This is a genomic window from Nocardioides sp. (assembly GCF_031397825.1).
Lineage (GTDB): Bacteria > Actinomycetota > Actinomycetes > Propionibacteriales > Nocardioidaceae > Nocardioides.
The window spans coordinates 1-24387 of record NZ_JANNML010000109.1; the positions used below are offsets into that span (position 1 = coordinate 1).

A 24387-nucleotide genomic window follows, 5' to 3' on the forward strand; every position below is an offset into this window, starting at 1 on the left:
ATGACGTAGTCGCCTTTGGGCAATCCGGGCGTGTGGGGTTGGGTTTTGTCCACCACCCGATTTTTGTCACCTTCCCACGTTGGGTTTGGTGACAAAACCGCATGTCCCGAGCGTCGGCGCAGGGCTCAACCCACCCGAGCGCCGGACCAGCGCGCCGTGCCGGAGAAGCTCGTCCCACCACCGGCGTTGTCGTTGAACGACGGCACGAAGGTGCCGCTCACCTGGTCGCACGACGACGTCTCGACCTGCATCGTCTCCGAGGCCTTGCCGTTGAAGCCGAGCGGCAGGACGGCGCCGCCGACGCTGACGACCGCGCGGCCGGTGAGGGACCAGCTCCCGGTCAGCAGCGGCTTGGCGGCCGCGCCCTTCACACCGCCGCTGACGTTGCCGCGCAGACGCAGCGCGACCTGAATGCCACCCTCGGAGCTGAGGCCGGTGGAGAGCCAGTCGACGTTCCACGTGCCGCTGGTGACCTTGCCGTTCTTGACAGTCAACGCCATGGTGCCCCTGCCTCCGGAGAACGCCTGCCCGGTGAGCCCCTTGCCGGTGACCTTGAGGTCGATGGGTCCCTTCCACACCCCGTCGGGGATCACGGAGGGTGCTGCGGTGGCGCAGTCCTCCTCCTCACCGGGCGGGACCTCGACGACGGGGTCGGGGTTGGGCTCGAAGCGGATCGTCTGGATGTCGGTGGTGGGACCGGCGACCGAGAGGAGCTCGGCGAGCTTGGCCTGGGCCTTGCTCCGCAGGGGACCGAGGAGCGCGTCCACGATCGCCCGGGCCGGTCCCGGGAGCGCGCCGAGGACGATCCGGTCGACGAGCTCGGTCAGCTTGTCGATCTGCGTGCGCTTGACGTCGACCTTGACGATCACGGCGTGCGTGACGGGGATGCCGTCCTGGTCGGCCTGCGGCAGGGTGGTGAAGCGCAACCGAGCGGCACCGTCGTCGCCGACCTTGTCGTCCTGCTCGCCGAGCGTCGTGGTGAGGTCGGGGTCCTGGTAGGTCCAGGCGACCTCGCTGCCCTTGGCGCTCCCGGGATCGGGCAGCTCCACGCCACCGATGGTCGAGGCACAGTCCTTGACGTCGGCCGGCCACTCGAAGTCGACCGCGGTGTCGACGGTCGTGGTGACCACCGCGTCGGTGCCGGGGCCGAGGGAGTCGCTCGGTGACACCGTGGTCTCCAGGGTCCACGGGTTCAGCAGCGAGGCTGCCGAGGAGAGCACCGCCACGACGGTGATGGCCTTGGTCACCGGGGCCAGCAGGGCAGAGGTGAATGCCCCGATCGCGACCTTCGCCGCGGAGGCCGCGATGCTCACGACGGTGTTCCAGATCGAGGCCAGGATCGACAGGGCGCCCTCCTCGGCGACCTGGATCTGGAGGGACTGCACGATCGAGTCGAGCGAGCCGCTCAGGAAGGAGACGAGGTCAGAGCAGATGCCGGCCCTGGCCGGGAGCATCGCGGTCGAGGTGCGCCCCTCGCGGGTGAACACGGCAGGGCTCGCGGCGGGATCCGCCGCAGGCCCGGTGGCATCCGGGTCGGAGGCGATGTCGTCGGTGAAGAGCGCAAGGACCGCATTGGGATAGACGAGGTCGAGTGCGTCGTTGGCCCAGTCCTGCTCCCCCATGAGCTCGCGCGCCGCCTCGGCAGCAGGTGTCTCCGCAACACTGATCCAGGCGGCGAGGACCACCGAGAGGGGTACGACGTCCGAAGGGGTGAGGCTGGTCGCAGAGCTGCCGGCTCCGCTGCCGGAAGGGCTGCCAGAGGCACGGGCGGGACTGGTGCCCGTCAGCTCGTCGAGGTCGCGACCGACATAGCCCCGCCCGGCATTGAGCTCACGGGCCATCGTCTCGACCTGCCACCCGGTCAGCGACAGCTGCCCGGCCGTGTCGGGCTCCACGACGGGTGCGGCATCCGCCGCGTCGTCGTACGTCGAGATGCCCGCCTGCGCGAGCAGGGAGATGAGCTGGTCACGGTCGATGGTGTCGCCCAGCGTGGTCGTCGACTGCGGAGCAGCGTCCTGCTCCGGAGCCTCGTCGCCGGTGCACGACGTCAGTCCGGTCGCGATCGCGAGACTCAGCAGGAGCGCGACGATCCGGGTGCGGGCAGGCGAGCGCCAGGCAGGGAGCATGGCGTCATGCTGTCGGCCGTGCGCTGCTGCCGGGTAGTCGTGATCCGGGCTATTCGGCGAGCCTGACGCGTGTCAACAGTTGCGGTTTGGTCACCAACCGCAGGTCCCATCACCTCAGACATGCGGTTGGTGACCAATCCGCAGGTGCCGGAGCCCGCGCGATCGAGCACCAGCCGTACCAGGAGGACGAGCATCGCCCCGATCAGCGACGAGCGGTGATGTAGCAGGCGACGGCGGTGGCGGCGGCGACGTTGAGCGAGTCGATGCCCTCGCGCATCGGGATGACAGCGCGCCGGTCGGCAGACTCCTCCCAGCGCCGGGAGAGGCCGTGGCCCTCGGAGCCGAGGACCAGGGCGACGCGGTCGAGGCCGGCGACGGCCTCCTCGATCGCTACCGCGTCGTCGGCGAGGGTGAGGGCGACGGTCGTGAAGCCGGCCGCGCTCAGGTCGTGCAGCCCGCTGGCCCAGTCCGGAAGGCGGGTCCAGGGCATCGTGAACACCGCCCCCATGCCGACCTTGATCGAGCGACGGTAGAGCGGGTCGGCGCACCGTGGCGCCAGCAGGACCGCGTCGAAGCCGAGCGCCGCGCCGCTGCGGAAGATCGCCCCGACGTTGGTGTGGTCGACGATGTCCTCGAGCACGAGGACCGAGCGTGCCCCGGCCAGCACCGACTCGACGGTCGGCAGGGGTCGCCGCTCGAGCGAGGCGAGCGAGCCGCGGTGCACGTGGAAGCCGGTCACCTCCTCCGCGAGCTTCTCCGCGAGCACGAAGCACGGTGCCGCGGAGCGGTCGAGGACGTCGGCCAGCCCGTCGAGCCACCGCGGCGCCATGAGGAAGGACCGTGCGGTGAAGCCGGCCTCGACCGCACGGCGTACGACCTTCTCCCCCTCGGCCAGGAACAGGCCGTGCTCGGCCTCGAGGTTCCTGCGCAGCTGGACGTCGCGCAGGTCGCGGTAGTCGGCGAGCCGCGGGTCGTCGGTGTCGGTGATCTCGACGATCTGAGCCATCAGACGAAGCGCTCGGGATGCGCCACGGCCACGACCTCACCCACCACGATGATCGCGGGGGGCAGCACCTGCTGCGCGACGAGCTCGGCCTCGAGGGTGCCGAGGGTGGCGAGCACGGTGCGCTCCCCCGGCATGGTGCCGTCGCACAGCACCGCGACCGGGGTGTCGGCCGAGCGGCCGCCGGCGACCAGCGTCGCGGCGATCACCGGGGCGTTGTGCACGGCCATCATCAGCACCAAGGTGCCGCGCAGGGCTGAGACGGCGTCCCAGTTGGTCAACGACTCCTCGTGGCCGGGGGGCAGGTGCCCGGAGATGACGGTGAACTCGTGCGCGACGCCGCGGTGGGTGACGGGGATGCCGGCGACGGCGGGTACGGCGACGGGGCTGGTCAGTCCGGGGATCACAGTCACGGGCACCCCGGCCTCGCGACAGGCCAGCACCTCCTCGTAGCCCCGACCGAAGACGAAGTTGTCGCCCCCCTTGAAGCGCACCACCCGCTTGCCCTCGAGGGCGCGCTCGACGATGACCCGGTTGATCTCCTCCTGCATGGCGGAGCGGCCGCGCGGCAGCTTGGCCACGTCGACGAGCTCCACGTCGGAGGGCAGCTCGCCGAGGAGCTCGCGCGGCGCGAGCCGGTCGGCGACGACGACGTCGGCCTCCATCAGCGCCTTGCGACCGGCCACCGAGATCAGGTCGGGGTCACCCGGTCCGCCCCCCACGAGCGTGACGCCCGCGGTGTGGCGCCGCTGGTCCTGGGCGAGGATCGTTCCGTCGCGCAGCCCGGTGAGGATCTCGTCGCGCACGGCCGCGGAGCGGCGCGGCTCGCGGCTGCCCAGGACGGCGATGGTGAACCCTGCCGCACGACCCACGGCCGGCGTCCACGCGGTGGCTTCCTGCGCGTCGTCGGCGCGGACGCAGAAGATGCGACGTGACTCGGCGGCAGCCGAGACGCGCCGGTTGACCTCGGTGACGTCGGTGGCAGCCACGACGTACCAGGTGTCCTCGAGGTCCGCGTCCTCGAAGCCACGCTCGTGCCACGTCACCTCACCGGCGCCGACCAGCCCCTCGATCGCGGGGGTCACGCTGGGCGAGACCACGTGGACGTCGGCACCCGCCGCCAGCAGCTGCGGGACCCTGCGCTGCGCGACGTGGCCGCCACCGACGACCACGACGCGACGTCCCGTCAGTAGCAGGCCAGCCGGATAGGTCGCGATGTCGTCCACCCGACCATTCTCACGCGTGACGCCCCGGCGTCCTTTTGTGGGGGTCCGACGCGGACTACGTTGAGGGCCATGAGTCTCGACCGGCCCGTGAGCCCCGACCCCTACGACCTCCTCCCTGCCGTCCCGGCCTTCACCGTCACCAGCACGGACGTGAGCGAGGGTCGGCCGCTCACGTCCGACCAGGTCGCCGACGCCGGCAACACCTCGCCCCAGTTGTCCTGGGAGGGCGCGCCCGAGGGCACCAAGAGCTACACCGTCACCTGCTTCGATCCCGACGCGCCGACTCCCAGCGGCTTCTGGCACTGGGTCCTCGTCGACATCCCGGCCGACGTCACCTCGCTCGACACCGGCGCGGCCGCCGGCGACCTCCCCGGCCAGGCCTTCCACTGCCGCAACGACGCCGGCGAGAAGGGCTTCATGGGGGCCGCGCCGCCCCAGGGCGACCAGGTGCACCGCTACTTCTTCGTCGTGCACGCCGTCCAGGAAGAGACGCTGGGCGTCGACTCCGACGCCTCACCGGCCGTGGTGTCGTTCAACCTGGCCTTCAAGACAGCCGGCCGCGCGGTCCTGCACGGCACCTACCAGCACTGATCGCTCGCCCGAGCGCGACGTACGACGGCCCGAGGGCCTGCGGATTGGTCACCAACCGCAGGCCCTCGGGCCGCTTCTTGCGGAATGGTCACCAACCGCGACACCCGAGAGGGCGCGGTGGACGACCGTTGCGAGGAGGACGTCGTGGTCAGGTGCGCGGACGAGCGACCACGACAACGTTGCTGAGGTAGTCCGAGCCGTTCCAGTCCTCGCAGGTCACGACCACCAGTCGGCCGGGGACGTCCTGGGCGAAGATCGTCGCGGCATGACGGGCCAGCTGGCCCTTGCCGTAGATGCGGACCGAGGTCACGACGTAGGCCAGGTCGGCTGCGTTCGCGCCCTGGGTCGCGACCGTGACCGGGTCGCCGACCTCGAGCTGCTCGAGGTCGTCCAGGGCCCCGCCACCGTTGTGCACCGTGTGGCCGGCGACCAGGACACTGCCTTGGCGCTCGCCCGGTCGTGCACCGTCGGCCCACCACCCGAGCTGCTGGGGGTCCGAGGGCGGGGTGAGGGTGCCGCCCGGGGCCTTGACGGGTACGACGGGCGCCTCGACGTCGAGTGCCGGGATCCGCAGCGTCCGGGGGGCTCCCGGCTTCCACGGGGCTCGGGTGGCCTCAGGCGTGGTCGCGGCGGACGCGGCCTGCGCCACGGGTGACGATGCCGCGCCGGAGGTCGGCTCCTGCTCCACGACCTGCGGGGTCTGGGTCAGGAACACCGCCAGGCCGCCGCCCACGAGCGCCATCCCGAGGAGGGTGACGATCGTGGGCAGCAGCCGACGCGGCGCTCGATCAGTGGGTCGGCGTGACACTGCGACGGCGGGCCAGCAGGCCGGCGGCGGCGAGCGCCACACCGAGGGCGGCGATGGCCAGGCCGATCGGCGAGGTCACGATCCGGCTGAGCGTGCCCTCCTCACCGGCGTCGATGTTGGTGGGGACCGCCGAGGAGTCGTTGCCCTGCGCTGCTGCGGCGGAGCTGTCGGCCTCGGCCTGCGTGCCGAGCACGCCCTGGTCGGAGTCGGAGGAGGCCCCGCCACCGGTCAGCGAGCTGTCCTCCACACCCTGGTCGGTGTCACCACCCGGCGTCTCGGTGTCGCCACCGGGGGTCTCCGAGTCACCACCGGGGGTCTCGGAGCTGCCACCGGGCGTCTCCTCGTCGCCGGGGGTCGGCTCCTCGCCAGGGGTCTCGCCGCCCGGGGTCGGGCTGGTGGAGTCGCACGGCTCGACCCAGAAGACCTTGTGCTTGACGTCGGCACCCTGCGATCCGGGCGTGTTGATCGTCAGCTTGATGTGGTAGCCCTGCTGCGGGTGCGGCTCGCCGTCGAAGACCGGGTAGTAGGTGGCCTCACCGTCGAAGTCGGTGCCGCCACCAGCGGCGTCGCCGCCCACGAAGACCGAGCTGGGGCCGCCCGGCGTGAGGCCGACGTCGGCCGTCGGCGCGTGCATGGCCAGCGAGACCGAGGAGATGATGTCGGCACCCTCGTCGAAGCCGTACCACTCGATGTCGAAGCCGCACGTGACGTGCGGGTTGTTCTGCGGGATGCCGTCGTCCTGACCGACCGGGGTGATCTTCACGGTGCCGTTGTTGCCGGCCGGGTCACCACCCTTGGGACCGTCGTTGCCCTTCGGACCCTGATCGCCCTGGGGACCGCCGTTGCCCTTCGGACCCTGGTCGCCCTTCGGACCCTGGTCGCCCTGGGGGCCCTGGTCGCCCTTCGGGCCGTTTCCGCCGTCGCCCTTCGGGCCGTTGCCGTTGTCGCCCTTCGGACCGCCGTTGCCCTTCGGACCCTGGTCACCCTTCGGGCCGTTGCCCTGGTTGCCCTGGTTGCCGTTGTCGTTCTGAGGTCCCTGGCCACCCTTCGGGCCCTGGGACGAGCTGTTGCCGTTCCCGTTCCCGTTGCCGGTGGCGAGAGCGGGCGAGGCGGTGGCGGCCACGGTCAGCAGCGTGCTGACGGCCGTGGCGGCGAGCATGGTCTTGGTCGAGGTGCGGTTGGACATGCGGAAGTTCCCCCTTGAACACGGCCGGAAACCGGCCGATCGATGGTGGGCCGTCCCGAGTCGAACGGCGTCCGCAGATAGGTATGACCCGTCGTAACGCTCCCCAAACTTGGGGACCAGCATTTAATTGAATGTTCCAGGTCACACGTAACCTCGGTCCCCGCGCGTCGTAGCCAGCCCGACGCGCGCTGGTCGAGGAGAGTGGACGACATGCTCCACACGGCCATCGCCTCGAGGTCGTTTCGCCGCTACTCCACCTACGTCGGCGCGACGTTGGCCGGCATCTTCACCAACAGCGTCTTCGGCGCCATCATGTGCTTCGTCTACATCGAGGTGTGGGCGGGCAACCCCGATGCCGGTGGCTACGACGTCTCCGATGCCGTGACCTACGTCTGGCTCGGCCAGGCGATGATCATGACGGTGGCGGTCTGGGGCGGCGGCTCCCCCGACGACCTCGCCACACGGATCAAGTCCGGCGACGTGGTGATCGACTTCTATCGCCCCGTGGGGATCCTCGGCTGGTACCTCGCCGCCGACCTCGGCCGGGCGGCGTACCACCTCCTCACCCGAGGCCTCGCCCCCACGCTGGTCGGCGGTCTCCTCTTCGACCTGCGCTACCCGGCCGACGCACTGACCTGGCTTCTCTTCGCCATCGCGATCCCGTTGGCGGTCGTGGTGAGCTTCGCGCTGCGGATGCTGGCCGCCCTCACCGCCTTCTGGCTGCTCGACGACGTCGGCCCGCGCACCCTGCTGGGCTTCGTCGCGCTCTTCTTCAGCGGGCTCACCGTCCCGCTGGTGCTGCTGCCGGGCGTGCTGCGCGACGTGGCGCTGGCGCTGCCGTGGGCCACCTTCCTCCAGGTCCCGGCCGACATCTGGCTCGGCAAGACCACGGGCGTCGAGGTCCTCGGGGCCTACGCGTTCGTCGTCGCGTGGGCCGTGGTCCTGCTCGGCGCCTGCGCCCTCGTCCTCCAGCGGGCCGAGCGACGGGTGGTGGTGCAGGGTGGTTGACGCCGCGGTCGCCTACTACCGCATCGGTGCGCTCTGGGTCCGCGCGTCGATGGCCTACCCCGCCTCCTTCTGGATGATGGCGGTCGGGAGCTTCCTGATGACCGGACTGGACTTCGTCGGCATCTGGATCCTCTTCCGCAACGTCGACGACCTCGGCGGTTTCAGCCTCACCGAGATCGGGTTCCTGTACGGCGCCACGGGGCTCGGCATCGCCTTCGCCGACCTGTTCGTCGGGCGGGTCGAGCGCCTCGGCCAGATGATCCGCTTCGGCCGCCTGGACACGATGATGACCAAGCCGGTGCCACTGATCGTGCAGGTGTGTGCCGACGAGTTCGCGCTGCGCCGCTTCGCCCGGGTCCTCCAGGCCACGATCGTCTTCACCTGGGCGTCGACCTACGTCGACTGGACGATGCCGCGGGCGCTGGTCGCCGTCGAGATGGTGGTGAGCGGGTCGCTCATCTTCTTCTGCCTCTTCGTCTCGTTGGCGTGCCTCCAGTTCTGGACCGCCGACTCCTCCGAGGCGGCCAACGCCTTCACCTACGGCGGCAACACCATCACCCAGTTCCCCTTGACGGTCTTCCCCTCCGAGATCGTCAAGGCGCTGACGTTCGTGGTGCCGATCGCCTTCGTCAACTGGTACCCCGCGCTCTTCATCCTCGGCCGAGAGGACCCCTTCGGCCTGCCGCAGGCGCTGCAGGTCGCCTCCCCGGTCGCCGCCGGCGTGATGCTTGCCGTCACCGCCCTGGTCTGGCGCACGGGCGTCCGCCACTACCGATCCACCGGGAGCTGAGCATGACCCTCATCCAGGTCACCGACCTCCGACGCACCTTCGTGGTGCGCCGCAAGGAGGAGGGCAGCCGTCGCCGGCACCGCGTCGAGGTCGAGGCCGTGCGCGACCTGACCTTCGAGGTCGCGGCCGGGGAGATGGTCGGCTACATCGGGCCCAACGGCGCCGGGAAGTCCACGACGATCAAGATGCTCACCGGGATCCTGGTCCCCACGAGCGGGCACATCCGGGTCGCCGGCGTCGACCCGAGCCGCCACCGCACGGCACTGGCCCGGCGGATCGGGGTCGTCTTCGGGCAACGGACGTCGCTGTGGTGGGACCTCCCGCTACGCGACTCCTTCGACCTGCTGCAGAAGATCTACCGCACCGACCCGGCGCGGCACCGGGCCAACCTCGCGGAGTTCCTCGAGCTGCTCGACCTCGGGGAGCTCCTCGACACCCCCGTGCGCCAGCTCAGCCTGGGCCAGCGGATGCGCGGCGACATCGCGGCGGCGCTGCTCCACGACCCCGAGATCCTCTACCTCGACGAGCCGACCATCGGCCTCGACGTCATCAGCAAGGGCCGGCTGCGCGACTTCCTACGGTCCCTCAACCGCGAGCGCGGGACGACGTTGATGCTCACCACCCACGACCTCCAGGACATCGAGGCGCTCTGCGACCGGGTCATCGTGATCGACCACGGCACCCAGGTCTACGACGGCACGCTGGCCGGGCTGCACGAGCGCGGCGGGTCGACCCGCACCCTGGTGGTGGACCTCGTCGACGCGGTCGGCCCCGTGGTGGTCGCCGGCGCCGAGACCCGACGGGTCGAGGGCCCGCGACAGTGGTTGAGCTTCCCGGCCGACGCCAGCGCCGCGCCGATCGTCGCCGCCCTCGCCTCGTCGTACGACGTCGCGGACCTGTCCATCCAGGAGCCGGACATCGAGGACGTCATCCGCGAGCTCTACTCGCGTCCTCCAGCCGGGTGAGCAGCAGCACGGCGCGGTCGTCGTCGCCGCGCGTGACCTGCTTGATCATCCGCTGAGCGGAGCCGACCGCGCCCTCGCGGATCGCGTCGCCGGCGATGTCGCGCAGCCAGTCGATGCCGACGTCGAGGTCGTCGGTGCGTGACTCGACCACGCCGTCGGTGTAGAAGAGCAACGCGTCGCCGGGACCGAGGACGCCCTCGCTGAGGTCGAGGTCGGGCGTGGGCTGGATGCCGAGCGCCATGCCGCGGGCGTTGTCGACGACCCACCCACCGTCTGCCTGGTGCCAGCGCAGCGCGGGCGGGTGGCCGGCGGAGGCGATGGTGTAGCGGCCGTCGGTGAGGTCGAGGCGCACGTGGACGGCGGTGGCGAAGGACTCGTCGAGGTGGCGACGCAGCAGGAACCGGTTGGCGGCCGCCATCAGCTCGCGGGGCTCGAGCGCCCCGACCAGTCCCCCGAGCGCCCCGGCGAACTGGAGCGCGTGCGGGCCGGCACCGAGGCCCTTGCCGACGACGTCGACCAGGATCAGCTCGAGGAACCGCTCCTCCTCGTCGAGGTCCGCGACCAGGAAGTCCCCGGCATAGCCCACCCCGTCGGCGGCAATCATCGCGCTCTCCACGTGCCACGGCGCCGGGAGCGGCGGGATCGTGCCCTGCGCCTGGAGCCGCTTCTTCAGCTCGGCCAGCATGATCTCGCTCAGCGGCGACGGCAGTCCGCTGCGCTGCCGGCTGGACTGGAAGAGGATCAGGGCCACGGCCACGGCCAACGCGGCCAGGATCGCGGCACGCGGTCCGTTGATGGGACCGTCGAGGACCATCGCTGCGACCGCGAGCGTGGCCGTCCAGCCCGTCATCACCGCCAGCGGGCGGAATCGCAGGAGCAACATGGCCACGATGAGCCACACGAAGTAGGCCGGGGTGGGCACCAGGTCGTAGGCGGCGACGGAGACAGCGAACGAGATCGTCACACCCAGCACGAGCAGCAGCAGGACCTCGCGCTGCCCCTCCGCGGAGCCGGAGCTCCACCGGCGTACGCGGTCGCGGAGGTGCCGCGAGAGCGCTCCTGAGGAGCCTGGACCCGAGTGCACATCGGCAAGGCTAGTGCCCGGAGGGTCCCGATGCTGGCGACCTGACGATCGGGTACCAGGACGTGATGACCACGCACACCAGCGACACCACGACCTCAGGAGCAGACTCGATGAGCGACACCCGCCCCCAGGGGGGCTCCACGACCCAGACCGGCTCCCCCGCACCTTCGGACCGCAGCTCCCTGACCCTCGGCGACACCGGACCGCTGCTGCTGCACGACCACCACTTCATCGAGCAGATGGCCCACTTCAACCGCGAGCGGGTGCCGGAGCGCAACGTGCACGCCAAGGGCACCGGGGCGTTCGGGACCTTCGAGACGACCGAGGACGTGTCGGCGTACACGAAGGCCGCCCTCTTCCAGCCAGGCGTGAAGACCGACATGCTCGCGCGCTTCTCGACCGTCGCCGGTGAGCAGGGCTCCCCCGACACGTGGCGCGACCCGCGGGGCTTCTCGCTGAAGTTCTACACGACCGAGGGCAACTACGACCTCGTCGGCAACAACACCCCCGTGTTCTTCGTGCGCGACACGATGAAGTTCCCCCACTTCATCCGCTCGCAGAAGCGTCGCGGCGGCACCGGGCTGCGTGACAACGACATGCAGTGGGACTTCTGGACCCTCAACCCCGAGTCGGCGCACCAGGTGACCTACCTGATGGGCGACCGCGGCATCCCCGCGTCGCTGCGTCACATGCAGGGCTACGGCTCGCACACGTTCATGTGGATCAACGCCGCGGGGGAGAAGTTCTGGGTCAAGTACCACTTCAAGTCCGACCAGCGCGTCAAGAACCTCACGCAGGAGGCCGCCAACAAGATCGCCGGCGAGGACGCCGACTTCCATCGTCGCGACCTCTCCGAGGCCATCGAGCGCGGTGACTTCCCGTCGTGGACCCTGCACGTGCAGGTGATGCCCTACGAGGATGCCAAGACCTACCGCTTCAACCCCTTCGACCTGACCAAGGTGTGGCCGCACGGCGACTACCCGCTGATCAAGGTCGGGACCATGACGCTGGACAAGAACCCCGACAACTTCTTCGCCCAGGTCGAGCAGGCGGCGTTCGAGCCGTCCGCGACGGTGCCGGGCATCGGCTTCAGCCCCGACAAGATGCTGCTGGGTCGGGTGTTCGCCTACGCCGACACCCACCGCTACCGGATCGGCCCCAACTACCACCAGCTGCCGGTCAACCGGCACCGCGTGGAGGGCGCCAACACCTACACCTTCGACGGCCCGATGGCCTACGACCACACCGGTGACCAGCCGGTCTACGCGCCCAACACCTACGGGCGCGGCTACAGCAATCTCACCGGCCCACCCGAGGACAGCTGGGAGGCCGACGGCGAGATGACCCGCGAGGCCTACCGGCTGCGCGAGCAGGACGACGACTTCGGTCAGGCCGCCGCCATGATCAACGAGGTGTGGGACGACGCGCAGCGCGAGCGCTTCGTCGGCAACGTCGCCGGTCACATCCTCGGCGGGGTGTCGGACAAGGTGCTCCCGCGTGTCTTCGAGTACTGGAAGAACGTCGACGAGGAGATCGGCAAGCGGATCGAGGTGGCCGTCCAAGAGGGCCAGGAGACGCTGCCGGCGCCCCACGACACCGACGCAGAGGGTGTCATCGACGACCCGACCAGCACCTGACGGTCGCCTGCCTGCCCCGCTCGACCTGCCCCGCTAGGCCTGCCGCTCGCGGTGGGTCGGGTGGGGCAGTGTCATGTCCGCGGGGCATGCGGATTGGTCACCAACCGCAGCTCGCAGGACCGGAAAGTTGCGGTTGGTGACCAAACCGCAACCCCCGGAGCGGCCGCACGGACTCACGCCAACGGCGCGCGGAGGCTCAAGGACGCCCCGAGGAGCACCCCGGCGACGTCGACCTGGAACCCACCGGCGGCGAGGTGGTCGGCGGTGACCGGGCCGTCGTGACGGAGCTGGGCGAGGCCGACGCTGCGGGCGACGGTGGCGCCCCAGGCGGCGCTGGTGACCTGGCCGACGGGCGAGCCGTGGTGGAGCACCAGTTCGCCGCCCCAGAGCATCTCGTCGGGGTCGTCGACAGTGAAGGAGACGAGGCGCCGCCGCGGACCTCCGGCTGCCAGGGTGGATCGGTGCGCGGCCAGGGCCGCGCGCCCCAGGAAGTCCTTCCCACCGGACAGGGCCGTCGCGAACACCAGCCCCGCCTCGACCGGGGTCACGTCGGGGGTGAGCTCGCGACCGAAGGCGCGGTAGCCCTTCTCGAGGCGCAGCGACTCGATCGTGTAGTAGCCGGCGTCGACCGGCCCGAGGTCGGCACCCACCTCGTGCAGGAGGTCGTGGACCCCGGCCGCGAGCTCGACCGGGACCATCAGCTCCCAGCCCAGCTCCCCGACGTAGGTCATCCGCGTCGCCCGGACGACGGCGTGCCCGAGCGCGATCTCGCGGCTGGTCGCGAAGCCGAAGGCCTCCTCGGACAGGTCGGCGTCGGTCACCCGCGACAGCAACGTCCGCGACGACGGGCCCATCACGCCGAGCACGGCGAACGCCGAGGTGACGTCGCGCACGCGGGCGCCGCGCGCGTGGCGCGCGAGCCAGTCGAGGTCGCGGACCGTCGTGGCCGATGAGGAGACCAGCAGGAAGGAGTGCTCGCCGGTGCGCGTGACCGTCAGGTCGGCTTCGTAGGTCCCGCGGGCGTTGAGGAACGGCGTGTAGACGCAGTGCCCGACCGGCACGTCGACGTCGGCGGCGCACACCCACTGCAACGCGTCGAGCGCGTCGAGACCCTCGACGACGTACTTGCTGAAGGAGGTCTGGTCGAAGACCGCGACCGCCTCGCGGGTGGCACGCTGCTCCGCGACCGACCAGGGCAGCCAGGACGGCTTGCCCCAGGAGTAGTCCAGCCGCGCCTGCGCGACCGACGGGGCGAAGACGTTGGGCCGCTCCCAGCCCATGCGCGACCCGAAGACCGCCCCGCGCGCGGCCAGCCGGTCGTGCAACGGCGACATCCGGAACGGCCGCGCCGAGGTCAGCTCCCGGTTGGGCCACGGCACCGCGTAGTGCAGCCCGAGCACCTCGGCCACCCGCGAGCGCAGCCACCGGTTGTTGGCGTTGAAGGGCGCGAAGCGTCGTAGGTCGACGCCCACCAGGTCGGTGGTCGGCTCCCCGGCCACGATCCACTCGGCCAACGCCCGACCGGCGCCACCGGCCGAGGCGATGCCCACGGAGTTGAAGCCCGCGCCGACGAAGTAGCCGCTCAGCCCCGGCACCTCGCCGAGGAGGAAATGGTTGTCGGGCGTGAACGACTCCGGGCCGTTGTAGAACCTGCGGATCCCGGTCTCGCCGAGCACGGGGATCCGGTGGACGGCCTGCTCCATCAGCACCGAGAAGTGCTCCCAGTCCTCCTCGAGCAGCTGGAACTCGAAGGGGTAGGGCAGGTCGTCGGGCGAACGCCAGGGCTTGGCCTCGGGCTCGAAGCCACCGACGACCAGCCCGCCGGTCTCCTCCTTGAAGTAGGTCCAGCCGTCGGGGTCGCGCATGATCGGCAGGTCGGGTCGTACGCCGTCGATCGGCTCCGTCACGACGTAGAAGTGCTCCGCCGAGTGCAGCGGCACGGTCGCGCCGACCATGTCCCCGAGACCCTTGGCCCACTGGCCGGCACAGTTGACCACGACCTCGGCGCCGACCACCCCGTGGTCGGTGACCACGCCGGCCACCGACCGCCGCTCTCCCCCGGTCGTGACGACCTGGAAACCCGTGACCCGACACCCCTCGACGATCCGGGCGCCCCGCGAGCGCGCGCCCTTGGCGAGCGACTGGGTGAGGTCGGTCGGGTTGACCTTGCCGTCACCGGGCAGCCAGACCGCGCCGAGGACGTCGTCGACCTGCATCACCGGCCACAGCTCCTGGGCGCGCGCAGGTGAGATCAGCTCGCACTCCATGTCGTACGCCGTCGCACTGGCCGCCGTGCGCCGCAGCTGGGTCATCCGGTCCTCGGTGCGCGCCACGATGACCCCGCCGACCCCGGCGTAGCCGGTGGCCAGCCCCGTCTCGGCCTCGAGGCCGGCGTAGAGCTCGGCGGAGTACTGCACCAGCCGGGTCCCGCCCTCGGAGGCGCGCAGCGGACCGACCAGTCCGGCCGCGTGCCACGTCGTGCCGCTGGAGAGCCGGCCCTGCTCCAGGAGCAGCACGTCGGTCCACCCCAGCCTCGTGAGGTGGTAGGCGACCGAGGCACCGATCACGCCTCCCCCGACGATGACGACCTGGGCACGCTCGGGAAGGTCAACCACGGGCCACATCCTGGAGCAGGCCGGTGAGATCGGGCCCGCGGAACACCGCAGCGGCCTTCTCGAAGCGCTCGAGACCCCAGGCGTAGAAGTCGAAGTCGAGCGGGCTCGCGGCGGCCTGGATGAAGCCCCACAGTGACCAGCCGTAGGCCGAGCAGAGCGCCTGCACCCGCACCCGCGCCACGTCGGCGCGAGTCACGGCGCCGTAGTAGGCCTCGGCCCACGCCTCGGTGCGCGCGACGTCGAAGTCGCACTCGGTGGCGGTGTTGCCGAGCTCGAAGGCTGCATCGTTGTTGCCGGAGTACTCGTAGTCGATGAGCCACGTGCGCGCGCCGTCGTCGATGAAGTTGGCCGCCAGCAGGTCGTTGTTGCAGGGCACGGTCGGTCGGGGCGCGGCCTCGAGGGCCCGGCCTACGTCGGACCAGGCGTCCTCGAAGTCCCCGTAGCCGCGAGGCAGGGCCAGGCCCTGGGAGATCACGGTCGCGAGGTAGGTGGCGCGGCGGGCGAACATGTCGAAGTCGCCGTCGAAGCGCGGCCCACCGTGCAGCCGTCGTACGGCGCCCGCGGCGCGCGCGAGCACGTCGGGGTCCCCGAACGCGTCGTCGGTGAGGACATCACCGGGCAGGAACTCGATCACCAGCATCTGGAGGTCGGGGCGGTACTCCACGACCTGCGCCCCGACTCCGGCGTGGGCCGCCCGGACAGTGTTGTGGTGCTCGGCGTCGCGGTCGATGCCGAGCAGGCCGGCGTCACCGTGCGAGCACCGGACGACGTAGTCACCGCCGTCGTCGGTGCGGACGCGGAGGTTGTGGTTGGTCAGCCCGCCCGGAAGGTCGGTGACGCGCCGGGACCGCCCCGCCAGGCAGGCGAGGCGGTCCAGGTCGCTGTCGAGCCGGCTCACTCAGTCGTCGAACGCCTCGACGACGGCCTTGTCGATGGTGACCTGCGGGCCGGTGAACCAGTGCTTCGCCGACACGCTCCACCAGATGGCGAGGACCGCCAACGCCCCGATCGTCAGCACCGGCGCGTAGTTGACGAACTTCCACGAGAAGTCGTCGTTGAAGGGGTTGCCCGCTGGGACGAACGGGAGGACGAAGTAGACACTGATGATGGCGATCTCGGCGACCGCCAGGAGGTTCATCCACTTGTACTTGGAGCCGTTGTTCCACGAGCCCGGCTGGAAGGCGTCACCCAGGCGCCAGCGCAGCCAGATCGGGATCAGGAAGGCCAGGTAGAGCCCGATGACCGCGACCGACACGACGGCGTAGAACGCGGTCGGCACGATGAGCGGGGCCTCCTCGGTGCCGATGTTGACCTCCACGAGCGCCGGCAGCGTGATCAGGACGGAGACGACCGCGACGAGCATCACCGCATTGGCCGGAACCTTGCTGCTGCTGACCTTCGCCCACAGCGAGGCGCCCGGGATGGCCTTGTCCCGGCTGAAGGCGAACGTCATGCGCGACGCGCTGGTCATGCAAGCGGTGGCGCAGAAGAACTGGCCGACCGCGGAGATCAGCAGCACGGTGCCAGCCACGTTGGTGTCGAGTGCGGAGGTGAAGATGTAGGCGACTCCACCCGCGCCGACACCGGCGTTGTCCGGGTTGCCTGACGCGTCGTCGGGGATGGCGAAGAGGAAGGCCAGCAGGAGCAGCCAGCCACCGATCGCCGAGTAGAAGATCGAGCGCCAGATCCCCTTGGCCGCGCCCTCGGACGCTGCCTGGGTCTCCTCCGAGAGGTGGGCGGAGGCGTCGAACCCGGTGATCGTGTACTGCGTGAGCAGGAGACCGAACGGCATGACGAGGAACCAGTAGGTGATGCCACTGCTCGAGCCGCCGTCGTAGCCGGAGTTGTTGAAGCGCTCGGAGAAGACGTAGCTGAAGCTCTGGTGGTTGTCGGGCAGGAAGATCAGGATCAGGATGATCGCCAGGGCTCCCACGACGTGCCACCAGACCGACACGTTGTTCATGACGGCCATGAGGTGACCACTGAAGATGTTGAGCCCCGAGGCGAGGACCAGCACGACCAGGAAGATGACGAAGACCCGGCTCAGCGAGTAGCCGCCCGCGTAGGACTCCGAGAAGACGCTGAGCGTCAGGTCGATGAAGGTGGCACACCCGTAGGCCACCGAGGCCGTCACCGCCACGAGACCGATCAGGTTGAGCCAGCCGGCGAAGAAGCCGGCCTTGGGCCCGCCCATCTTGGCGGCCCACCAGTAGATGCCGCCCGAGGTGGGGTAGGCCGAGACCAGCTCCGACATCGTGAAGCCGATGATCAGGATGAACGCGGCGACGATCGGCCAGCCCCACGAGATCGCGACCGGGCCGCCGTTGTTGAAGCCCTGGCCGAAGGTGGTGAAGCACCCGGCCAGGATGGAGATGATCGAGAAGGAGATCGCGAAGTTGGAGAAGCTGGACCAGCTGCGGCTGAGCTCCTGCTTGTAGCCGAGCCTGGCGAGGTGCTCCTCGTCGGCACTCAGCTGGCGTGCGTGGTGTTCGTGGATCGGCTCGTGTGCTTCGGGCATGAGCACCTCTCGGTGGTAAGAGCGTCGTTGAGAGGGAACGTAGACCTGCCCGTTCGAGGGTGTAAATGGCTGCCGGTCAAATTGGTATGAACTCAGACCATTCGTCGTCGCGTCGATTGACAGGCGCCTCCCCCCGAACCAAGGATGTGGGCCATGACCGGGTCAGCCGCGCACCACCTGCCCGAGGCGGTGCTCCGACCCGTGCGTGGTCACCACGCCTTCGAGGCGTGCGTGGAGCAGCTCGGCACCGCGATCCGCCTCGGCGTCTATCCCCTCGGGTCGGCGCTGCCGGCGGAGCGCGAGCTCGCCGCCCGGCTGCACGTCTCGAGAGCGACGCTGCGCGAGGCGATGGCGGCCCTGCGCCAAGCCGGACTGGTCGAGACCACTCGCGGCCGGGGCGGCGGCACGATCGTGACGCTGAAGCCCCGGACCCCGTCCGCACGCGCCGCCCTGCGGGTCACGGCCACCAAGCGCCAGGACTGGCTGGACGCGCTGGAGTTTCGCCGCGTGGTCGAGCCGGGCGCGGCCGCGCTCGCCGCCCAGCGCGAGCTGACCGACGTACGCCGGGAGCGGCTGGAGCGTGCGCACGAGGAGGTCGCCCACGCGGGGCGGCCGGCCCCGCACCGCCAGGCCGACAGCCGCTTCCACCTGACCATCGCGGCGCTGAGCGGGTCACCGCGCCTCATCGAGGCCGTCACGTCGGTCCAGTCCACCCTGCACGAGATGCTGCTGGCGATCCCGGTGCTCGACACCAACATCGCCCACTCCGACCGCCAGCACGCCAGCGTCGTCCGGGCGATCCTCGCCGGCCGTCCCGATCGGGCCCGGAAGGCCATGGAGCACCACTGCGACGACACGGCCGCGCTCCTGCGCGGCCTCTTGGGATAGGAGATCCATGTCCACTGCCACGACCGACCCGCGCAACCACCGCCACCTGAGCATGCAGCACCTGCTGGACCGCATCGGCAACGGTGCGATCGACACCGTGATCGTGGCGTTCACCGACATGCAGGGGCGTCTCCAGGGCAAGCGTCTGCACGGGGTCTACTTCGCCGAGCACGTCGTCGGCCACGGCACCGAGGGCTGCAACTACCTGCTCGCGGTCGACGTCGACATGAACACCGTCGACGGCTATGCCATCTCCTCGTGGGAGCGCGGCTACGGCGACATGGAGTTCGTCCTCGACGAGCGCACCGTCCGGCTGCTCACGCACCTGCCCGGCACGGCGATGGTCCAGTGCGACCTGGTCTGGCCCTCGGTCGACGGCGCCGACCACGAGCCGGTCGTGCAGTCGCCGCGCACGATCCTCCAGCAACAGCTCGACCGCTGCGCCGACCAGGGCTGGACGGCGCTGTCGGGCACCGAGCTGGAGTTCATCGCCTTCGAGGACACCTACGAGGCCGCCTGGGACGCGGGCTACCGCGGGCTGCGCCCGGTCAACCAGTACAACGTCGACTACTCGGTCCTCGGCACCACCCGCGTCGAGCCGCTGCTGCGCTCGATCCGCAACCACATGTACGCCGCCGGGCTGGACGTCGAGGGCGCCAAGGGCGAGTGCAACTTCGGCCAGCACGAGATCGGGTTCCTCTACGCCGACGCGCTGACGACCGCCGACAACCACGTGGTCTACAAGAACGCCGCCAAGGAGATCGCCGCCCAGCAGGGCAAGGCGCTCACGTTCATGGCGAAGTACGACCAGCGTGAGGGCAGCTCGTGCCACATCCACCTGTCGCTGCGCGGCACCGACGGCTCCCTGGTCTTCTGGGACGCCGAGACCGGGCAGCGCACGCCGCTCTACGACCACTTCGTCGCCGGCGTCCTCGCGACCGTCCGCGACTTCACGCTGCTCTACGCACCCAACATCAACTCCTACAAGCGGTTCGCCGACGGCTCGTTCGCGCCGACGACCATCGCGTGGGGACACGACAACCGCACCTGCGCCGTCCGTCTGGTCGGGCGGGGCGCCGGTGCCCGCATGGAGAACCGTGTGCCGGGCGCCGACGTCAACCCCTACCTCGCGCAGGCCGCGATGATCGCGGGAGGGCTGCACGGCATCGAGCAGCAGCTCGAGCTCGAGCCGGAGCTGGTCGGCAACGCCTACACGTCGGGCCGTCCCAAGGTCCCGGCGACGATGACCGAGGCTCGTGAGATCTTCGCCTCGTCCCCGATCGCCCGGGCGGCCCTGGGTGATGCGGTCGTCGACCACTACACCAACATGGCCGACGTGGAGCTCGCCTCCTACAACGCCACCGTCACCGACTGGGAGCTGCGTCGCGGCTTCGAGAGGCTCTGATGACTTCCTTCACCGTGATCAACCCGGCGACCGCCACCCCGGTCGTCGACGTCCCGCTCGCCTCCCTGGCCGAGGCCGACGCCGCCATCGAGCGCGCCCACGAGGCCTTCCCGGCCTGGCGCGACATGGCTCCGGGCGAGCGCGCCCGGCTGCTGCGCCGCTTCGCGACCGTCGTCGACGAGCACGTGGAGGAGCTCGCCGAGCTCGAGGTCCGCAACGCGGGCCACACGTGGGGCAACGCCCGGTGGGAGGCCGGCAACGTGCGCGACTGCCTCACCTACTACGCCGGGGCCCCGGAGCGGATGTTCGGCCGCCAGATCCCGGTGGCGGGCGGCACCGACATCACCTTCCACGAGCCGCTCGGCGTGGTCGGCATCATCGTCCCGTGGAACTTCCCGATGCCCATCGCGGGCTGGGGCTTCGCCCCCGCGCTCGCCGCCGGCAACACGGTCGTCCTCAAGCCCGCCGAGCTCACACCCCTGACCGCGATCCGGCTGGGTGAGCTGGCGCTCGAGGCCGGCTTGCCCGAGCACGTGCTGACGGTCGTCCCCGGCAAGGGCTCGGTCGTCGGTGAGCGCTTCGTGACCCACGAGCTCGTGCGCAAGGTCTGCTTCACCGGCTCCACCGCGGTCGGCAAACGGATCATGGCCGGCTGCGCGGACCAGGTGAAGCGTGTGACGCTCGAGCTGGGAGGCAAGAGCTCCAACATCGTCTTCGCGGACGCCGACATCGCCGCCGCCGCGGCCGCCGCGCCCGGGTCGGTCTTCGACAACGCCGGCCAGGACTGCTGCGCCCGCTCGCGCATCCTGGTCGAGCGGTCGGCGTACGACGAGTTCCTGACGCACCTCGAGCCTGCCGTCACCGGCATGCGGGTGCTCGACCCGAGCGACGAGTCCTCCGAGATGGGGCCGCTGATCTCGGCCGCGCAGCGAGACACCGTGCGGGGCTACCTCGACGAGGTCGACGTCGCCTTCGCCGGCACCGCGCCGGGCGGCGACGGCTTCTGGGTGCCACCCAGCGTCGTGACCGTCGACGACCCGGGCGCGCGGATCTGGCGCGAGGAGGTCTTCGGCCCGGTCGTGGCCGTCATGCCCTTCGACGACGAGGCCCACGCGGTCGAGCTGGCCAACGACACCGAGTACGGCCTGTCCGGCTCGATCTTCACCTCCGACCTCGGACGCGGCATGCGGGTCGCCCGCGCCGTCGAGGCCGGAAACCTCAGCGTCAACTCGCACTCCTCGGTCCGCTACTGGACGCCGTTCGGCGGCTACAAGCAGTCCGGTCTCGGACGCGAGCTCGGACCGGACGCCCCCCTGGCGTTCACCGAGGAGAAGAACGTCTTCATCGCCCACTGACCCTCGGTGGTCGCGCAGCCAGGGCCGCCGGGCCCGAGCAACCGTCGAGACCACGCAGACACGAAAGGCAACACCATGGCAGGACGCATCCAGGACCGGGTCGCGGTCGTGACCGGCGGTTGCTCGGGCATCGGCCTGGCGACCGTGCAGCGCTTCGTCGCCGAGGGCGCCAAGGTCGTCATCGGTGACATCGACGATGCTCGGGGCGCCCTGATCGTCGAGGAGCTCGGCGGCACCGACGTGGCCACCTACGTGCACGTCGACGTCACCGACAAGGACCAGGTCGACGCGCTGTTCCAGACCGCCAAGGACACCTACGGCTCGGTCGACATCGCGTTCAACAACGCCGGCATCTCCCCGCCCGAGGACGACTCGATCCTCGACACGGACCTCGACGCCTGGCGCAAGGTGCAGGAGGTCAACCTGACCAGCGTCTACCTGTGCTGCAAGGCCGCGCTCCCCCACATGCTCGAGCAAGTCCGGGGCTCGATCATCAACACCGCGTCGTTCGTCGCCGTCATGGGCGCTGCGACCTCGCAGATCTCCTACTCCGCGTCCAAGGGCGGCGTGCTCTCGATGACCCGCGAGCTCGGCGTCCAGTTCGCCCGCCAGGGCGTTCGCGTCAACGCGCTGTGCCCCGGCCCGGTCAACACCCCCCTGCTCCAGGAGCTCTTCGCCAAGGACGAGGAGCGGGCCGCACGCCGGCTCGTGCACGTCCCGATGGGCCGCTTCGGCGAGCCCGAGGAGATGGCGTCGGCCGTGCTGTTCCTGGCCTCGGACGACTCGTCGTTCATGACCGCGAGCACGTTCCTGGTCGACGGGGGCATCTCCGGCGCCTACGTCACCCCGATCTGACGATGACCCCGGTCATCGGGCTCAGCGTCTATCGCGAGCAGGCGCGCTGGGGCGTCTGGGACCAGCCGGCCGACCTGCTGCCCACGGCGTACGCCGACGCGGTCGGCGCCACGGGCGGCCTACCGGTCCTGCTCCCCCCGGTCGACCTGCCCGGGGCGGCCGACGCGGTGGTCGCTCGCCTCGACGGGTTGGTGATCGCGGGCGGCGCCGACGTCGACCCGACGCGCTACGGCGCGGAGCCGCACCCGCGCACGGCCGGGTGGCGGCCGGACCGTGACGCCTGGGAGGCCGCGCTGCTGGACGCCGCCGACGCCACCGGCCTGCCGGTGCTCGGCGTGTGCCGCGGGATGCAGCTGATGGCGGTGCACGCCGGCGGCGCGCTCGACCAGCACACCCCCGACATCGTCGACCACGAGCAGCACAGCCCCGGGGGTGACGCCTTCGGCACCATCTCGGTGCGGGTCGCGGCCGGATCCCGGCTGTCGGGGCTGGTGGGTGAGTCGCTCGACGTCAGCTGCCACCACCACCAGTCGGTGCGCGAGCACCCCGGGTTCGTCGCGACGGCCCGTGCCGCCGACGGGACCCTCGAGGCGATGGAGCGCGACGGGGAGCGCTTCTGCGTCGCGGTGCAGTGGCACCCGGAGACCGCGGCCGACGTGGGCCTGCTCGCGGGGCTCGTGCGCGCCGCGGCGTCGTACGCGGTGGTGGACGGGCGCGGACACGCGTGACCCGCGACGCCTGACAGACTGCGGCTCATGGCCCTGGAGCAGATCCCCGACATCCTCGGCGACCCCTGGCTCTCCGAGACCTTCACGCTGCGTCCCGACAGCGAGGGCGAGGTCGTCGCGACGATGGTCAGCCACCGCTCGACGGGCGGCAACCGCGGCGCGGTGCTGCACGTGCACGGCTTCGCCGACTACTTCTTCCACACCGAGTACGCCCGGTGGTGGATCGAGCGCGGCTACGACTTCTACGCCCTCGACCTGCGCAAGTACGGCCGCTCGATCCTGCCCCACCAGACCCCCAACTACGTCGCGGACCTCCGCGAGTACGACGAGGAGCTGGGCGAGGCGTGGCTGCGGATCACCCAGCGCGACGGTCACAACCAGGTCGTCGCCTCCGCGCACTCCACGGGCGGGCTGGTGCTGCCGCTGTGGCTCGACCGGGTGCGTCCGCGCGGCCTCGCGGCGCTGGTCCTCAACTCGCCCTGGCTCGACCTCCAGGGAGGCGCCGCCGCGCGTGTCATCGGCACCCCGCTGATCAAGCAGGTCGGCGCCCGGCAGCCGATGCGGGAGATCCGCCGCAACGTGACCGGGCTCTACGGCCGCAGCCTGCACCACCAGCACGAGGGCGAGTGGGACTTCGACCTGCAGTGGAAGCCGCTCATGTCCTTTGCGGTCTACGCCGGCTGGCTGCGCGCGGTGCGCCACGGGCACGCCGAGCTGCAGCGGGGCCTGGACGTGGAGTGCCCCGTGCTCGTGCTCTCCTCGGACCGCTCATCGCAACCGATGGTGATGGGCGAGGACGTGCACAGCACCGACATCGTGCTCGACGTCGAGCAGATCCGGCGCTGGTCGACCGCGCTCGGTCGCCACGTCACCTACGTCGCGATCCCCGGCGCCCGCCACGACGTGGTCCTGTCACGACCCGAGCCCCGCGCCCGCGTCTACGACGAGCTCGGACGTTGGCTCACGACGTACGTCGCACCGCCGTCGCGGACGCTGCTCTGACGGGTGCGGCCTGCGGGTCGTGTGCCGCCGAGCGCGCTGGGGCGCTGTGACCGACACACGACCCGGACCTCGCCCCCGGCGCAACCGAGCAGACGCTAGGTTGAGCCCCATGAACCCTGTGACCGGACTCGCCCTGGGCCGCATCGCCGTGGGCGTCGCCTCGCTCGCCAAGCCCGACCTCGTCGCGACGACGATGGGCCAGACCCCCTCTCCGCTGCTGACGCAGTGGTTCGGCTCCCGGGAGATCGCCCTCGGCGCGGTCACCCTCTTCGCGACCGGGAGCGCCCGACGCAACCTGGTGCTGGTGGGTGCGCTCGTCGACGGCGCCGACGCCGGCACGGCCTATGCCGGGATCCAGGCGGGCCAGATCCCCAAGGAGATCGGCTTCGGACTGGTCGCCGTAGCCTCCGGCGCGGTCGTCGCCGGGTTCCTCGGCCTCAAGGACGGACGCCGACGCGCCAAGAAGAAGCTCGCGCTCGGTTCCTGAGCATCGCCGAGTGGGGGGGGGGGGTGGGGGGCGGGGAAGGACCCACCCGAGCCCGCGGGCGGGGGGGAGGGCGGGGACACCGACACACGCCGCCCCGGCCCGCCCCCGAG

The 24387-nt window shown here is 70.8% G+C and carries 21 protein-coding genes; 12 read left to right on the forward strand and 9 right to left on the reverse strand.

Annotation, left to right across the window (positions count from 1 at the left end; genetic code table 11):
- Positions 1-125: 125 nt before the first annotated feature.
- From RMN98_RS09590 to cobA, 3 genes are all read right to left on the reverse strand, one after another.
- Entirely contained in the window at positions 126-2126 is a 2001-nt protein-coding gene (locus tag RMN98_RS09590) for a hypothetical protein (RefSeq protein WP_309648589.1), read from the reverse strand.
- A 202-nt stretch (positions 2127-2328) separates the two neighbouring features.
- Positions 2329-3132 carry an RNA methyltransferase gene (locus RMN98_RS09595; RefSeq protein ID WP_309648590.1) on the reverse strand — a complete coding sequence of 268 codons (804 nt, stop codon included), beginning with the start codon at positions 3130-3132 and terminating at the stop codon, positions 2329-2331.
- On the reverse strand, positions 3132-4355 hold the full coding sequence (gene cobA / locus RMN98_RS09600; protein ID WP_309648591.1) for a uroporphyrinogen-III C-methyltransferase: 1224 nt from the start codon (positions 4353-4355) through the stop codon (positions 3132-3134). Before cobA ends, RMN98_RS09595 begins: the two co-directional genes overlap by 1 nt.
- A 69-nt stretch (positions 4356-4424) precedes the next feature.
- On the opposite strand from cobA, the gene RMN98_RS09605 reads away from it, so the two are divergent.
- Positions 4425-4946 (forward strand): YbhB/YbcL family Raf kinase inhibitor-like protein, encoded by a 522-nt coding sequence (locus tag RMN98_RS09605; protein WP_309648592.1) that lies wholly within the window; start codon positions 4425-4427, stop codon positions 4944-4946.
- Between the two features lie 148 nt (positions 4947-5094).
- Here the strand turns inward: RMN98_RS09605 and RMN98_RS09610 are convergent, their stop codons facing one another.
- Entirely contained in the window at positions 5095-5688 is a 594-nt protein-coding gene (locus tag RMN98_RS09610; RefSeq protein WP_309648593.1) for a class F sortase, read from the reverse strand.
- Positions 5689-5734: 46 nt separating this feature from the next.
- Entirely contained in the window at positions 5735-6940 is a 1206-nt protein-coding gene (locus tag RMN98_RS09615; protein ID WP_309648594.1) for a hypothetical protein, read from the reverse strand.
- A gap of 210 nt (positions 6941-7150) precedes the next feature.
- Between RMN98_RS09615 and RMN98_RS09620 the strand changes: the two genes are divergently transcribed.
- Genes RMN98_RS09620 through RMN98_RS09630 form a run of 3 tightly spaced genes read left to right on the forward strand, consistent with a single transcriptional unit; the run spans position 7151 to position 9703 of the window.
- Positions 7151-7948 (forward strand): ABC-2 family transporter protein, encoded by a 798-nt coding sequence (locus tag RMN98_RS09620; protein WP_309648595.1) that lies wholly within the window; start codon positions 7151-7153, stop codon positions 7946-7948.
- Positions 7941-8738 carry an ABC-2 family transporter protein gene (locus RMN98_RS09625; protein ID WP_309648596.1) on the forward strand — a complete coding sequence of 266 codons (798 nt, stop codon included), beginning with the start codon at positions 7941-7943 and terminating at the stop codon, positions 8736-8738. Before RMN98_RS09620 ends, RMN98_RS09625 begins: the two co-directional genes overlap by 8 nt.
- 2 nt (positions 8739-8740) lie before the next feature.
- Positions 8741-9703 (forward strand): ATP-binding cassette domain-containing protein, encoded by a 963-nt coding sequence (locus RMN98_RS09630; RefSeq protein WP_309648597.1) that lies wholly within the window; start codon positions 8741-8743, stop codon positions 9701-9703.
- Here RMN98_RS09630 and RMN98_RS09635 read toward each other — a convergent pair.
- Positions 9666-10787: a PP2C family protein-serine/threonine phosphatase gene (locus RMN98_RS09635; protein ID WP_309648598.1), complete on the reverse strand. Its 1122-nt coding sequence runs from the start codon at positions 10785-10787 to the stop codon at positions 9666-9668. The two genes, RMN98_RS09630 and RMN98_RS09635, sit on opposite strands and share 38 nt — an antisense overlap.
- Before the next feature lie 110 nt (positions 10788-10897).
- Between RMN98_RS09635 and RMN98_RS09640 the strand changes: the two genes are divergently transcribed.
- The gene (locus tag RMN98_RS09640) at positions 10898-12424 is read left to right on the forward strand and encodes a catalase (protein ID WP_309648609.1); all 1527 of its coding nucleotides are present in this window, start codon (positions 10898-10900) and stop codon (positions 12422-12424) included.
- Positions 12425-12597: 173 nt separating this feature from the next.
- On the opposite strand, the gene RMN98_RS09645 is transcribed toward RMN98_RS09640, so the two are convergent.
- The 3 genes from RMN98_RS09645 to RMN98_RS09655 are packed head-to-tail and all read right to left on the reverse strand — an operon-like array spanning position 12598 to position 17557.
- Positions 12598-15039, reverse strand: a complete 2442-nt coding sequence (locus RMN98_RS09645; protein WP_309648599.1) for an FAD-dependent oxidoreductase — start codon at positions 15037-15039, stop codon at positions 12598-12600.
- Entirely contained in the window at positions 15032-15937 is a 906-nt protein-coding gene (locus RMN98_RS09650) for an LPS biosynthesis choline kinase (protein ID WP_309648600.1), read from the reverse strand. Before RMN98_RS09650 ends, RMN98_RS09645 begins: the two co-directional genes overlap by 8 nt.
- Positions 15938-17557, reverse strand: a complete 1620-nt coding sequence (locus tag RMN98_RS09655; RefSeq protein WP_309648601.1) for an amino acid permease — start codon at positions 17555-17557, stop codon at positions 15938-15940.
- Between the two features lie 153 nt (positions 17558-17710).
- Between RMN98_RS09655 and RMN98_RS09660 the strand changes: the two genes are divergently transcribed.
- From RMN98_RS09660 to RMN98_RS09690, 7 genes are all read left to right on the forward strand, one after another.
- On the forward strand, positions 17711-18445 hold the full coding sequence (locus RMN98_RS09660; protein ID WP_309648602.1) for an FCD domain-containing protein: 735 nt from the start codon (positions 17711-17713) through the stop codon (positions 18443-18445).
- A gap of 7 nt (positions 18446-18452) precedes the next feature.
- Positions 18453-19850, forward strand: coding sequence for a glutamine synthetase family protein (locus tag RMN98_RS09665; protein WP_309648603.1), 1398 nt, complete (start codon positions 18453-18455; stop codon positions 19848-19850).
- Positions 19850-21205, forward strand: a complete 1356-nt coding sequence (locus RMN98_RS09670) for an aldehyde dehydrogenase family protein (RefSeq protein WP_309648604.1) — start codon at positions 19850-19852, stop codon at positions 21203-21205. Before RMN98_RS09665 ends, RMN98_RS09670 begins: the two co-directional genes overlap by 1 nt.
- A 75-nt stretch (positions 21206-21280) precedes the next feature.
- On the forward strand, positions 21281-22060 hold the full coding sequence (locus RMN98_RS09675) for a 3-oxoacyl-ACP reductase (protein ID WP_309648605.1): 780 nt from the start codon (positions 21281-21283) through the stop codon (positions 22058-22060).
- Positions 22061-22062: 2 nt separating this feature from the next.
- A complete protein-coding gene (locus tag RMN98_RS09680; RefSeq protein ID WP_309648606.1) occupies positions 22063-22788 on the forward strand; it encodes a gamma-glutamyl-gamma-aminobutyrate hydrolase family protein in 726 nt (241 codons plus the stop codon).
- A gap of 27 nt (positions 22789-22815) precedes the next feature.
- The gene (locus tag RMN98_RS09685; protein WP_309648607.1) at positions 22816-23790 is read left to right on the forward strand and encodes an alpha/beta hydrolase; all 975 of its coding nucleotides are present in this window, start codon (positions 22816-22818) and stop codon (positions 23788-23790) included.
- 109 nt (positions 23791-23899) lie between these two features.
- Positions 23900-24277: a hypothetical protein gene (locus RMN98_RS09690; RefSeq protein WP_309648608.1), complete on the forward strand. Its 378-nt coding sequence runs from the start codon at positions 23900-23902 to the stop codon at positions 24275-24277.
- Positions 24278-24387: the final 110 nt, after the last annotated feature.

Bases quoted from the DNA above. Each gene is read 5' to 3' on its own strand.
- RMN98_RS09670 (WP_309648604.1), top strand. From the start codon at position 19,850: ATGACTTCCTTCACCGTGATCAACCCGGCGACCGCCACCCCGGTCGTC.
- RMN98_RS09640 (WP_309648609.1), top strand. From the start codon at position 10,898: ATGAGCGACACCCGCCCCCAGGGGGGCTCCACGACCCAGACCGGCTCC.
- RMN98_RS09590 (WP_309648589.1), bottom strand. From the start codon at position 2,126: ATGCTCCCTGCCTGGCGCTCGCCTGCCCGCACCCGGATCGTCGCGCTC.
- RMN98_RS09620 (WP_309648595.1), top strand. From the start codon at position 7,151: ATGCTCCACACGGCCATCGCCTCGAGGTCGTTTCGCCGCTACTCCACC.
- RMN98_RS09610 (WP_309648593.1), bottom strand. From the start codon at position 5,688: ATGGCGCTCGTGGGCGGCGGCCTGGCGGTGTTCCTGACCCAGACCCCG.
- RMN98_RS09690 (WP_309648608.1), top strand. From the start codon at position 23,900: ATGAACCCTGTGACCGGACTCGCCCTGGGCCGCATCGCCGTGGGCGTC.
- RMN98_RS09685 (WP_309648607.1), top strand. From the start codon at position 22,816: ATGGCCCTGGAGCAGATCCCCGACATCCTCGGCGACCCCTGGCTCTCC.
- RMN98_RS09595 (WP_309648590.1), bottom strand. From the start codon at position 3,132: ATGGCTCAGATCGTCGAGATCACCGACACCGACGACCCGCGGCTCGCC.
- RMN98_RS09655 (WP_309648601.1), bottom strand. From the start codon at position 17,557: ATGCCCGAAGCACACGAGCCGATCCACGAACACCACGCACGCCAGCTG.
- RMN98_RS09665 (WP_309648603.1), top strand. From the start codon at position 18,453: ATGTCCACTGCCACGACCGACCCGCGCAACCACCGCCACCTGAGCATG.
- RMN98_RS09675 (WP_309648605.1), top strand. From the start codon at position 21,281: ATGGCAGGACGCATCCAGGACCGGGTCGCGGTCGTGACCGGCGGTTGC.
- RMN98_RS09605 (WP_309648592.1), top strand. From the start codon at position 4,425: ATGAGTCTCGACCGGCCCGTGAGCCCCGACCCCTACGACCTCCTCCCT.
- RMN98_RS09660 (WP_309648602.1), top strand. From the start codon at position 17,711: ATGACCGGGTCAGCCGCGCACCACCTGCCCGAGGCGGTGCTCCGACCC.
- RMN98_RS09680 (WP_309648606.1), top strand. From the start codon at position 22,063: ATGACCCCGGTCATCGGGCTCAGCGTCTATCGCGAGCAGGCGCGCTGG.
- RMN98_RS09630 (WP_309648597.1), top strand. From the start codon at position 8,741: ATGACCCTCATCCAGGTCACCGACCTCCGACGCACCTTCGTGGTGCGC.
- RMN98_RS09615 (WP_309648594.1), bottom strand. From the start codon at position 6,940: ATGTCCAACCGCACCTCGACCAAGACCATGCTCGCCGCCACGGCCGTC.